The 12,983-nt window shown below is 37.7% G+C and carries 11 protein-coding genes; 4 read left to right on the top strand and 7 right to left on the bottom strand.

What is annotated here, in order from left to right:
* Positions 1–180: 180 nt before the first annotated feature.
* Positions 181–1,677: an alanine/glycine:cation symporter family protein gene (locus tag RT445_RS20130; RefSeq protein WP_274795339.1), complete on the top strand. Its 1,497-nt coding sequence runs from the start codon at positions 181–183 to the stop codon at positions 1,675–1,677.
* 101 nt (positions 1,678–1,778) lie between these two features.
* Here RT445_RS20130 and RT445_RS20125 read toward each other — a convergent pair whose 3' ends face one another.
* The 4 genes from RT445_RS20125 to RT445_RS20110 form a co-directional block, all read right to left on the bottom strand.
* Complete coding sequence (locus RT445_RS20125; RefSeq protein WP_274795338.1) at positions 1,779–2,729, bottom strand: methyl-accepting chemotaxis protein; 951 nt, start codon at positions 2,727–2,729, stop codon at positions 1,779–1,781.
* 136 nt (positions 2,730–2,865) lie between these two features.
* Positions 2,866–4,050, bottom strand: a complete 1,185-nt coding sequence (locus RT445_RS20120) for an NAD(P)/FAD-dependent oxidoreductase (protein ID WP_274795337.1) — start codon at positions 4,048–4,050, stop codon at positions 2,866–2,868.
* Between the two features lie 45 nt (positions 4,051–4,095).
* Positions 4,096–4,524: a helical membrane plugin domain-containing protein gene (locus RT445_RS20115; protein ID WP_274795336.1), complete on the bottom strand. Its 429-nt coding sequence runs from the start codon at positions 4,522–4,524 to the stop codon at positions 4,096–4,098.
* A 419-nt stretch (positions 4,525–4,943) separates the two neighbouring features.
* On the bottom strand, positions 4,944–5,561 hold the full coding sequence (locus RT445_RS20110; RefSeq protein ID WP_274795335.1) for a TetR/AcrR family transcriptional regulator: 618 nt from the start codon (positions 5,559–5,561) through the stop codon (positions 4,944–4,946).
* Positions 5,562–5,686: 125 nt separating this feature from the next.
* Between RT445_RS20110 and RT445_RS20105 the strand changes: the two genes are divergently transcribed.
* The 3 genes from RT445_RS20105 to RT445_RS20095 all read left to right on the top strand — a co-directional run bounded on the left by RT445_RS20105 (position 5,687) and on the right by RT445_RS20095 (position 10,070).
* Entirely contained in the window at positions 5,687–7,873 is a 2,187-nt protein-coding gene (locus RT445_RS20105) for an MMPL family transporter (RefSeq protein WP_312507465.1), read from the top strand.
* Positions 7,874–8,020: 147 nt separating this feature from the next.
* Positions 8,021–8,881, top strand: a complete 861-nt coding sequence (locus tag RT445_RS20100) for a PucR family transcriptional regulator (protein ID WP_312507466.1) — start codon at positions 8,021–8,023, stop codon at positions 8,879–8,881.
* A gap of 106 nt (positions 8,882–8,987) precedes the next feature.
* On the top strand, positions 8,988–10,070 hold the full coding sequence (locus RT445_RS20095; protein WP_312507467.1) for an ABC transporter ATP-binding protein: 1,083 nt from the start codon (positions 8,988–8,990) through the stop codon (positions 10,068–10,070).
* Positions 10,071–10,121: 51 nt separating this feature from the next.
* Here RT445_RS20095 and RT445_RS20090 read toward each other — a convergent pair whose 3' ends face one another.
* The 3 genes from RT445_RS20090 to RT445_RS20080 all read right to left on the bottom strand — a co-directional run.
* Positions 10,122–11,003 (bottom strand): MurR/RpiR family transcriptional regulator, encoded by an 882-nt coding sequence (locus tag RT445_RS20090; protein WP_313471408.1) that lies wholly within the window; start codon positions 11,001–11,003, stop codon positions 10,122–10,124.
* Between the two features lie 51 nt (positions 11,004–11,054).
* A complete protein-coding gene (murQ, locus tag RT445_RS20085) occupies positions 11,055–11,960 on the bottom strand; it encodes an N-acetylmuramic acid 6-phosphate etherase (RefSeq protein WP_313471407.1) in 906 nt (301 codons plus the stop codon).
* On the bottom strand, positions 11,932–12,983 hold a 1,052-nt coding region (locus tag RT445_RS20080; RefSeq protein WP_313471406.1), incomplete at its 5' end, for an N-acetylglucosamine kinase. The genes RT445_RS20080 and murQ, both read right to left, overlap by 29 nt.

The following is a 12,983-nucleotide window of genomic DNA, read 5'->3' as shown; positions in this document are numbered from 1 at the left end:
ATGCACACCAAAAAACAGAACGATTACATGTAGATAGTGCTTTTAAAGAAATGCCTATGATGATTGATACGTTAATTAAAAGCTTATTGTAAGAAAAACTTCATTTAAAATGGTTTTCACTATCTCTAATTTGAATTGTCACCAATGTATCTAGGATGAATATAGAAATGAGGTTGTTATATGGATTTTGCCGCTTTAACAGGGAAAATAGCAGGGATTATTTGGAGTAATGCTTTAGTTTATCTTTGTTTAGGAGCAGGAATTTATTTTTCACTTCTCATGAAGTTTCCACAGCTACGTCTTTTCAAAGATATGATTAAACAATTGTTTAATAGGAAAAAATCAGCAAATGGTGTTTCATCTTTTCAAAGTTTTGCTATGGCATTAGGTGGCCGTGTTGGTATTGGTAATATCGCCGGTGTAGCGACAGCAATTTATTTCGGAGGACCAGGAGCTATATTTTGGATGTGGGTCATCGCCTTTTTAGGTGCTGGTGCTGCCTATATTGAATCCGCTCTAGCACAAGTTTGGAAACAAGAAATTGCAGGCGAGTATCGTGGAGGACCAGCCTACTACATCGAAAAAGGGCTGAAGAATAAGCCATTTGCTATACTGTTTGCCATTGCTACTATTTTAGCAACTGGTTTCACTGGCTCTGGTGTCCAAGCCTTTAACATTGCAGATTCTACAAAAAGTGCATTCGGGATTTCACCAATAATCACAGGTATCATTGTTTCGGCAATATTTGGATTTGCTATTTTCGGCGGAATCAAAAGGGTTGGTAAAGTCGCTGAGTATGCTGTACCGTTTATGGCAACAGCTTACATACTTCTTGCGTTCGTTATCTTATTTATCAATATAAAAGAAGTGCCTGCTATATTTGCATTAATTTTTAGCTCTGCCTTTAATTTAAATGCTGCATTCGGAGCTGTTTTTGGGAATGCCATTATGTGGGGAGTAAAAAGAGGTGCTTATTCAAATGAAGCAGGTCAAGGTACAGGAGCACAAGCAGCTGGTACCGCAGAAGTATCTCACCCTGCCAAACAAGGGCTTGTACAAGCATTCTCTGTCTATGTAGATACATTACTTGTTTGTACAGCTACAGCCATTATGATTATCTCTACAGGTAGTTACAATATCGCCCATCCTAACGGTGGATTTATAGTCGAGAATCTTCCTGGAGTTGAAGCGGGTACAGCTTTCGCTCAAGAGGCTATTAACTCATTTATTCCTGGCTTAGGAAGCCCGTTTGTAGCAATCGCTGTATTCTTCTTTGCCATTACTACAATGCTTGCTTTTGGAGTATATACAGAGAGTAATGTTGCTTACTTATTTAAAAACAGTAAAAACTTTGGGACTATTTCAGTTGTTGTAAAGGTACTATTGGTTATCTCCATCTTTTTCGGTACTATTCGTTCATCCTCGACGGCTTGGAATCTTGCGGATATTGGTGTAGGAACCCTTGCTTGGTTAAACCTAATAGCTATTATCCTATTAACAAAGCCAGGTATTGCTACGTTGAGAGATTATGAGGAGCAAAAGAAAATGGGGCTTGATCCAGTATTTATTCCAGAGAGATGCGGTATAAAAGATGCAGAATTATGGAATGACATTACTGAAAAGAACTATCCAGATCAATTAGCCGCTTTAAAAGAAAAAGTTGGCGATTTTAAATAAACAAATGAACCCTGTAATAGACACTTTAGGAGGTCTATACAGGGTTTTCTTTATTAAACCTTAAAAATTATAGAATGGTTTCAATAGTGTAACCTATTTATTTATTCAGTTGGGAAATATTTTACTTGCTCTACTGCTGCTAAAAGTTTTTTCGTCACAATTTCGGATTCATCAATATGGCTTGTTAGGACATGATTAGTTTCATCGAATAAGGCTGTTGTCGTTTTAAATTTATGCATCACATCTTCGTTTGATAGTTTTTGATCTTTAATGGAATCTAATAGCTCATTAATTCCTCTTTGAACATTGGTCATAATTTGTAGTAATTGATCAATTTTCACTGAGGTTTTAGCACTTTTATCAATACCTTCCGTTACTAGCTGCATATTATTTTTATTATCTTCGTAAGCATGTGCAATTTGTTCCTCAATTTTCTTTGTTAAATTTGCAATATCCTCTGTGCTAGTTTTCGTGTTTTCAGCTAATTTCCGAACTTCCTCAGCAACAACTGAAAAACCTTTACCATGCTCCCCTGCTCTTGCTGCTTCAATTGATGCATTCAAAGCTAGTAAATTTGTTTGATTTGAAATTTCCCCAATAACATTTACTATTTCTGCAATTTGCTTGGATCGTTCACTTAAATGGCTCATGCTTAAAGAGGTTTTCTGAGATTGCTCTCCTAATGCATCAATAAGCTGTTCAACTTCATGGACAGCTTGCTTGCTTTCTACTGATAATGTCATCATTTGATCGGATGAAGAAATTAATACATTGCCTTTATCTAGTGCGTTTTCAGAAATCTCCTTAGATTGAATTGTGCTTGCCTCTACTTTATTAAACTCTCCCACAATATCAGCAACCATTTCTCCTAAAATTGCATGCTGATTATTTACCTTGTTATGTTGTTCAATAGTTTCAATGATTTCCTTATGTAACAGATTTAAAAATAATTGAAATTCATGGTCTTTTTTATCTAATGTCGCATTTAGCTCATCAATTTTCTTTTTAAATTGCTCAACATCCTCTTCTTTTGATCGAAATATCGTGAACATCGTCCTATCACCCCAAGTAAATTTTTCCTATTCAATTAATTTTATCCATTACCTTACGATTAATCAATAATATCCCAGGTTTTTACACAAAAAAATCCCCTTAAACGCAAAATTGCATTTAAGGGAATTCACTATTTTAATATGCTAAACCGAATAAAGCTTTAATATGTGTTAAATAACGAATGTTAGAAGCTTCTTTCATTAATGTTGCAGGAAGACCTTTAAGCTCTGTGTTGCTAGCTCCGATTGTAGCAACAGCATCTTTACGACCTAAGCTTGCAAGTGTACCAGAGTTAACTGCTGAGAATGGTTTCATTTCTTGGTTTTTATATTGTGCAAATACATTATAACCAGCGCATTCACCCATTTGCCAAGCAACTTGTGCAGTTGGAGCGTAAAGCGGACGACCACCATCTGCTGGTAATGCAACAGACGCGTCACCAATAACAAATACGTCTTCATGAGATGTAGATTGTAAGAATTCGTTGATTGTTGCTTTACCACGATCAGCTGCTAGACCTGATTCGCCTACGATTGGAAGTGGAGCAACTCCACCTGTCCAAACAAGTGTATTGGCAACAATTGGTTCACGATCTTTAAGAGAAATAACATTACCATCCACACCAGTTACAGGCGTACCAGTAATAAATTCTACGCCACGTTTTGTTAAGCTTTCAGTAGCGCGTTGGATAAGTGTATCTGGAAGTACTGGTAAGATTTTTGGACCTGCTTCAACAAGCTTAATTTTAAGATCAGCAAAATTAACACCGTGTTTTGCAGCGATTTTCGGGAAGTTGTCCACGATTTCACCAACAAGCTCAACACCTGTTAAACCGCCACCACCGATAACGATTGTTGCGTCTGCTTCATCTTTAGACTGAGCATATGCTTTAATGCGGTCTTCAATATGCTTGTTAATTTTGTTGGCATCATTTACTGATTTAAGTACCATTGAGTTTTCTTCTAACCCTGGGATACCGAAGAATCCGGTTTGGCTTCCTAAAGATACAACAAGTGTATCGTAAGTTAATGTATAGCCATTATCTAAATCAACTTTTTTAGTATCTACATTGAATTTTGTTACTTTCGCAATGTGTAGATCGATATCTAAACCTTTAAAGATTTTTTTAAGTGGTAGAGCAACAGCACCTTCTGCAATTGTACCACCAGCTAAACGGTGAAGCTCAGTGATGATTTGGTGTGTTGGAAATTGGTTTACTACAGTAATTTTAGCTTCATCAGCTGATAGATACTTACGTGCTGTTAATGCAGTTAAAACGCCAGCATAACCTGCACCTAAGATGACGATTTCTTTTGACATGATTAATTAATCCTCCGTCCTTACGAATTGAATTTACCTTGAGTCTTATTTAGCTTTGCGCTCTGCATTTACTTGTAAGAAAGCATTAACAAAACGGAAAACATTTTGAACTTGAGGGTCTTTTAACATTTTCACAAGACCGAATAAACCAATTACTTCATGGCTTTCAGCTGCACGGTCTTTAGCTTCAATTGCAGTTGCTGCAAGGTTTTTCGCAGAGCCCACTACAGGTCCAGCGATTTCTGTTACTGCTCCAACAGTATCATTTTTAAGCACTTCGTCTGTTGCAACAGCTTGAGCAAACTCGTATGATTTCGTTAATAATGTCATCATTTCAGTTAACTTTGGTAATTGCTCAACTAAAGTTGTAAGAGATTCTTGAACTTCAGGCTTTAATAATTGATCTAGCACATCTAATTGTTCTTTGCTCACAGTTACTTGCTCAGCCTGTGTTTGGTTATTCGTTTCTGACATTTTGAACTCTCCTTTGCCATCACTAGTACTATTTTTTATTGCCTACATGTAAAAAAGACCATTAAGGTAAAACTTAACAGTCGTTACAGCGTATATCTTACACATTCACCAGTCACAAGGGCTGGATAGCGTTTCGTATGACTTGTTATTACAATGTTTACTTTAAACCGCAAAAAGCGCATCATAATACCATCCTTATCTTGTCTTGGTGACATTACAACCTTCATTATAAGGCTGTTTGTACATTATTTCAATGAGCTAAATCACAATTTCGACAATCTTTTCAAAATTCATTGATTTCGTCAACTATTTATTGTATTTACGTTTGTATTTTGTCCTAGATGTAAAAAAATACTATTAGGAATTTTGCGCAAGCTATTTCTACGAAGATTCCATTTGTTTTCACCTAAAATTTAGTCTTAAACTTGGACAGAAAGCCAGAAAAATTCCACTATTTCTTTTGCAGCAATTGCCTCTGTTTGAAATAATCTATTTCCATCCCCATCTTTAAAATATCCTACAGACATCAGTGCCATGAAGGTATGGGCAAAAAATGTTGAATTTCCTTTTCTAATAGTACCCTTATCCATTTCCATTTCCATGGCTCGCTCAATCGTTTGGTACATTCTGTTTTCAGAAGCATGAACTTGACTTAACTGGTCTTCTGATAAATTAATGGCCGCCTCTTTCATAAAATTTTTCATATCAATATCGATTGTTGCTGATAAATGAATCTCAACAAGCTGTTCAAGCCGTTCTTTAAATGGTTTCGACTGCTCTAAAATTTGTAGGATAGATAGCTTGATACGATCCATCATTGCGATTAATGCAGATGTATATAACTCGCCTTTAGTTGGGTAGTAGTAATAGATAGTTGCCTTTGTTACGTTACAAGCTTTTGCTACATCATCCATCGACACATTTTTGTAGCCCTCTTTAATAAAAAGCCTTGTGGCCGTTTCAAGAACAATATCTTTTGTTGGTTTCGCATTTTCATCATGGCGAGGTCTCCCGAGAACACGCGGTGATTGTTTCATCAAGTTCGCCTCCTTAAATAAAGCATTGTTTTAACACATATTATAACATATTAATATTTCTTGATTGATTAATTAACCTTCTAGTATATATAATTAAGTCACTTACATGAAATGGAGGTCTTTTGATGAAAAAACATCCACTTGAGCAATGGGGCTCAATGGTTGCAAGTAAAAAGGGGCGATTAGTAGCACTAGCTTTTTGGGTGTTATTAGTAGTTGTGCTGTCATTTGCTTGGCCACAAATCAATAGCATAGAAAGCGAGTCGGGCAAAAATTTACCTGACACTGAAATGTCTGAACAAGCGGCAGCGATTATTGCAGAGCAATTTCCTAATGATGCTGGAACACCCTTATTGCTAGTATGGCATCGTGACAGTGGTCTAACATCCGATGATTTTTCAGCAATACAGCGTGTTTACAGCGAGCTTTCGGCAAAGCCATTAGCTCATCAAACTCTTGTCCCACCATTTGACCAAATGCCAACTCAAGCTTTAATGGCTTCTACTTCCGAAAATGGCACCACAATAGTAACACCTGTGTTTTTTGAAAAAGGAGTCGCGACAGATTTGCTACAGGATAGTTTGGATAAACTAACAAAGATCATGGAGCGCTACCAAGTCCAACAAGATAAAGAACTTTCCAGTGATGGACTTCATGTGCGTTATTCTGGACCAGTTGGGATTGCTACAGATGCTGTTAGTTTATTTTCTCAAGCAGATGTAAAACTATTAATAGCAACAGTATTACTTGTTTTAGTATTACTTATTATTATTTACCGTTCACCATTGCTAGCTATTATTCCTTTACTTGTTGTTGGGCTTGCCTATGGTGTTATCAGTCCGACCTTAGGTTTCTTTGCTGACCATGGGTGGATTGATAAGGATTCACAAGCAGTCTCTATTATGACTGTTTTACTTTTTGGTGCGGGGACTGACTATTGTTTATTTTTAATATCTAAATATAGAGAAATTCTCTTTGATGTGGAGGATAAGACTGCCGCTATGAAGCTGGCTGTCAAAGAATCAGGCGGTGCTATTTTAATGAGTGCCTTAACAGTTGTTATTGGTCTAGCTACACTCAGTCTTGCTCATTATGGTGCATTTCAGCGTTTTGCTGTCCCATTTAGCTTTGGCGTGCTGGTGATGGGAATTGCTGCTCTTGTTGTCCTACCGGCTATTCTTGTACTAATAGGGCGCGTCGCTTTCTTTCCATTCATCCCCCGAACAGAGCAAATGGCCACTAAAAAAGGTAAGAAACAACATAAGCCTTCCCATAAGGTTAGCCATAAAATCGGACATTTTGTTACGCATAAGCCATGGATTGTTATCACCATAACGGTAATATTACTGGGAGGATTAGCAGCATTTGTTCCACGTATTCAATATACCTTTGATTTACTGTCATCCTTCCCGAAAGATATGCCGTCTCGAGAAGGTTTTACATTAATAGAAGAAAATTTTTCGCCTGGAGAATTAGCACCTGTGCAATTAGTTATTGATACTGAAGGGGCTAATGTTAATTTACAGCAGCAACTTACAGCAATCTCCTATATTGATGGAGTTGAAGATGTACGAACAGGCGAAAAAAATAATGACATTCAATTATACGAACTCACTTTAAATGCCAACCCATACGCAAAGGAATCATTAGCCCGTATTCCTGATCTTAAAACTAAGGTTATTAAAATTTTGGAGGATCAAGGACTTACTAATGCGGAGAAGCATGTATGGATTGGTGGAGAAACTGCTAGCCAATATGATACAAAACAAATAACTAAGCGTGATGAAACGGTGATCATGCCAACGATGATTGCATTAATCGCATTACTATTGTTTGTCTATTTGCGTTCCATTACAGCTACTATTTATTTATTAGCAACCGTTATTATTTCTTACTTCGGTGCATTAGGCGCTGGATGGTTAATCTTACACCACATCATGGGGGCAGAGGCCATTTCTGGAGCTATCCCACTGTATTCCTTCGTGTTCTTAGTCGCACTCGGAGAAGATTATAATATCTTTATGATTTCGGAAATTTGGAAAAAACGTAAAACAGTCAATCATTTAACAGCTGTAGAAGAAGGTGTAGTTCGGACGGGAAGTGTTATTACATCTGCTGGCCTCATTTTAGCAGGTACATTTGCTGTTCTTGCCACATTACCGATTCAGGTACTTGTACAATTTGGTGTTGTAACAGCGATTGGTGTGCTTCTCGATACATTCATTGTAAGACCATTGCTAGTTCCAGCAATCACAACAGTACTTGGTAAATATGCATTCTGGCCAGGTAAGTTATTTAAAAAAGACGCTTAAAGGATAACACGGATATTAGCATTAGGTATGTAAACTATCATACTAGCTAATATTCGTGTTTTTGTATGATTACTATAAATATTTCTTCATATATATAACTATACGAATTTGACCTATTTTTCTTTCAATTTAAAAGGAGTTGTATGTATGGACTATCAAAAATTACAGCAACGCTTCCCTTCATTAAGCCCCTTTTCCAATAAAACGGATGAAAACTATGTATTTAATTTTAATAATCAGCTCTATGAAATTCCAAAACACACGATAACACAAAGTGAATTAGAGCTATTGCAAATTTTCTCAGGCCCTATTGCTTTGCCAAATGACTATGACCTTGTCTGGTTAGAATATTTAACAGATAAGTCGGATGTTGCTCCTACAGTCCTTCCTATGCACCGTTTAATATTTCTCCACTTTGACAAAGCATTTACAGCACCATCTTTACTACGAAAAGTCTTCGAAGCTTTATTGGGAAAGGATATTCTATTGATATCACTTCATCCCCAATTATTCACCATTATAGAATGTATCGAGGGCAATGAAATATTAAACCTTGCTCATTATCTCGACCCTTTAATAGAGAACATTGAGGTTCATTTTAAAATCTTCGTTTCTGATGTAATACAAGACATTAGCACGACAAAGGAGCAATTTAACTGGTATGTCCAGCTACAACAATCGATTTGGACTTACACAAATAAGCATGTGCTCACACAGCAAGAGCTTTTAGTGCCATACGTAGCTCAGCATACAGAGCCTCAAGCGAAAGATATTTTTATCTCCTCTATCTTAAAAAATGCTACCTCTCAGCCTGATTTACTTCATACAATAAAACAATTAATAGAATACGAAGGTAATATCACAGTAGCCTCAAAAAAGTTGTATATGCACCGTAATACACTACAAAATCGCTTAGAAAAATTCCAGCAACTAACACAAAAGGACATTAGGCAATTTTCTCATCGACTAGAGGTTTATCTCGCCATTATTTTCTTGGAGTCACGTTAAGGTCAACTGCACAATTTATACCCCCACCACTGTGCACCATTGCCCTATCGTTCAATTAAGAAGTCATTTACAATGATAGTATGACTTGCAAAGGGGTGTAGCGTGTATGGCGGAACTACGGCTAGAGCACATCTATAAAATATACGATAAAAATGTCCAGGCTGTAACTGATTTTAATTTGCATATTCATGATAAAGAATTCATTGTGTTTGTAGGTCCATCGGGCTGTGGAAAGACTACAACATTACGTATGATTGCTGGTTTAGAGGATATATCCAAAGGGGAACTTTTTATTGATGATGTCTTAATGAATGATGTGGAATCGAAAGATAGAAGTATCGCAATGGTATTCCAAAGCTATGCTTTATATCCGCATATGACCGTCTATGATAATATGGCGTTTAGCTTAAAGCTCCGGAAGGTCGATAAAAAAGAGATTGATCGCCGTGTCAAAGAGGCTGCTAAAATCTTAGGATTAGAGGATTATTTAAAAAGAAAGCCAAAAGCTTTATCAGGTGGACAACGTCAACGTGTGGCTCTTGGCCGTGCTATTGTTAGAGAAGCGAAGGTATTTTTAATGGATGAACCTCTTTCTAATTTGGATGCTAAATTACGTGTGCAAATGCGTGCGGAAATTCAAAAGCTCCATCAACGAATTCAAACAACAACGATCTATGTTACTCATGATCAAACCGAGGCTATGACAATGGCTACACGTCTCGTGGTGATGAAAGATGGGCTTATTCAACAAATTGGGACACCAAAAGAAGTATATAATACACCACATAACATGTTTGTGGCAGGCTTTATCGGTTCACCATCTATGAACCTATTCCATTGTCGACTTACAGAAACGGAGATTCTTTTAGATGGTCAAAGCTTCCCTATCCCTCCCAAGTACTTGCCATTATTACAGAGAAAAAATTATTTAGGGAAAGAAATTGTTATGGGAATACGACCAGAGGATTTACAAATCACTGATATCATTTCCCCTTATGCTTTCAAAGCAACTGTTGATGTTGCTGAATTGCTCGGTGCAGAAACCTTCTTATATTCTTCTTTAGTAACTCAGCCATTTATTGCGCGTGTTCAAGCTGATAGTAATTTTCAACCAACTGAGGTCGTAACGCTCGTTATGAAAGAAGAAAAGATTCATTTCTTCGACCCCGAAACAGAAGAACGGATATAAACAAAACTATAAAAAACGAAGACGATGCTATGAATCTTGATCGTCTTCGTTTTATTTTATTCTATTTTTTCGTTTAGCCACTTTTTTTTGCAATCCTTGAATGATGGTACGTGTTTCGTCTAAATAGTCTATTGTTTGTTCATAGGCACTTGTCACTACCCCCATGAATAAAATATCAATGACAAGCAACTGGGCAAGACGTGATGAGGTAGCACCGCTTCTAAAGGTTGCTTCAACATTTGGAGATACATATAAAGAAATATCCGCTAAACTAGAAACTAATGAACTTCCATAGCGTGTTAAACTAATTGTAGTTGCAGGTGTTTCACTAGCTATCTCCAGGATTTTTGCCACTTCATGTGTTTCCCCAGAAAAGGAAATCCCTACTATTACATCCCCCTTCTGCGCATTAACAACCGCAGTAGCTCCTAAGTGTAAATCCATAAATGCCCTACTATTTTTATTAATTCTTAAAAACTTTTGATCTGCATCCTTTGCTGTTATACCTGAAGCACCTACACCAAAAAAAATAATTTTGCGTGCTTGCGATAAAGCAGATACCGCACGTTCTAATTCAGCTATATCTATTAAATTAGCTGTTTGTGTTAAAATTTCACTACTTTGTATCGTTACCTTTTCTACAATCGATGGTAATGCTTCATTTGCCTCAATATCTCGATCTACAGTTATCGTATGTTGTAAATCACCAGCAATACGTAATTTCAGCTCTTGAACACCGCTAATATTTAGAGATTTACACAGCCGAATAACAGCCGCACTACTTGTTTGACTAGCTTCTCCTAGTTCAACCGCAGTCATTTTTATTGCCTGTGTTGGATGTGCTAATATATAGCTTGCCACCTTCTTTTCGGAGGGGGGAAGCTTTTCGTGCATTTCAGCAAGCATAATTAAACCAGCATTTATTTTTTCCATTTTTCCAGCCCCATCTCTAGATAAAAGGAGGTTATCCATGCACCTTCTTCATCAATACTTCTTTAGCGCCACCGCTCTACGCACGTGCCCTTCGGATTGAGCGAGTAATTCTGTTGCTTCTTCAATAGTTGTATTCGTCAAGAGCATCACAATCGCGAGCTTTACGTGGAAATTGGTTTGCTCCAGAACTCTTTCAGCCTGACTATAAGTAACACCCGTCACTTCACAGACAATATGTTTGGCACGCTCTCGTAATTTAAAGTTACTAGCATGGACATCCACCATTAAATTTTTATAAACTTTTCCGAGTTTAATCATCGAAGCCGTTGTAATCATATTCAATATTTGTTTATGAGCGGTTGCAGCCTTCAATCTTGTAGAACCTGTTAAAATTTCCGGTCCCGTAATCACCTCAATTTTAATATCAGCGTACTGACTAATAACCGCATGAGCATTACTAACTAAACTAATTGTTTTAGCCCCTTGTTGCTGAGCATAAATTAATGCCCCCTTCACAAAAGGAGTTCGACCACTTGCCGCAATACCGATCACTACATCGCGGTTTGTTAGCTGCTGTTTCTTTAGTTCTGCTTCTCCTAAAGATAGATCATCTTCGGCGCCTTCTATAGCTATCATTACCGCCTCTGATCCTCCAGCCAATATAGCCTGCACAAGCTTCGGGGACGTACTAAATGTAGGTGGACATTCCACCGCATCAAGCAACCCAATACGTCCACTTGTCCCTGCACCTACATAAAATAATCTCCCACCGTTCTTAAGTGCCTGAACAACGGCTATTATAGCTTGTTCAATTGCAGGCAAGACCTTAGCTATTGCTTGCGGTATTTTTTTATCCTCTTCATTCATCAGCTTTACAATTTCAGCAGTGCTCATTAAATCTAAATTTGCCGTATCTGGATGATAGCCTTCAGTCGTCAGTTTTGTCATTCGTTCCATTATGATCAAATCCCCCCATACTATTTTCGTGAATGCTCATCCAAGTTTTCTTTATCGTTCGTTGTAAAGCCTCTGTCATTTGAATTCCCTCATTGAAAAGCCCATTAATAAATGCCCCTATAACAGGTGGTACTTCAGGTTGAATTAATCGATTATGGATTGAAGCTTGTTTCAGCTTCATTTGAAAACACTGAACAAAGTAAAGATTTTCAAATAAGCCTCCGCATAGGACAATGGGCAGGTTTTTTATCTGTGGTTCTTTTATTAACATCGTTTGGATGAATTGAACTAGATGGTGAACTGCCTGTTTGATGATATTCTCCGCCTTAGCATTCTGTTGTTCAGCTAAACCTAACACCGTCCGAGCTAGGGAGGCTATAAGTACACGAGGCTGTGGATCCTCATAAACTTGCGTAATGATGTCAGCAGGATTGGTTAATGATAGCTGATTTAAAATAGTCGCTGTAAACACATCACCATTCATACCAAAAACATCATAATGTTGTGCAATAGCACGCAATGCCTCTTGCCCAATATAGTAGCCACTGCCTTCATCACCTAATAGGTAACCCCATCCTCCGACACGACTAACTTGAAGTTTTTTTGCGATAGCATATACGATGGAACCCGTTCCTGCTATTACAACAACCCCTTGCTTTGTAAAAGTGCCACTAGTAAGCGCAGCTACTGCATCATTGGTAATCGTTATCTGACAGGTGCTAGCAGGGAATAAAAAGCCCAGCCATCGTTCCCATCGATCTTTATCTACTTGTCGATCCCCTCCCGCCACACATAGAAAGACTGTAGAAATATCATTCTTTGTGGCACTAACTTTTTGTAATAGCTGCTCTAGTAGCTGCACAATCTGTTGCCTTACCTCATCTGGTGGCTTTGACTTCATATTTGTTCCTGCTCCTTCAACAATGGCTAGCACTTCTCCTTTTTGTGTACCGATCACTGCCCGAGTTCCCGTACCACCACCATCTACCCCAATAATGTATGGCCTATTTAATGGCACCAGCC

It is taken from the genome of Lysinibacillus sp. (assembly GCF_032093475.1).
Taxonomy (GTDB): domain Bacteria; phylum Bacillota; class Bacilli; order Bacillales_A; family Planococcaceae; genus Lysinibacillus; species Lysinibacillus irui.
The sequence above is the reverse complement of the archived record's forward strand: the minus strand, read 5'-3'. Positions and strand labels throughout refer to the sequence as shown.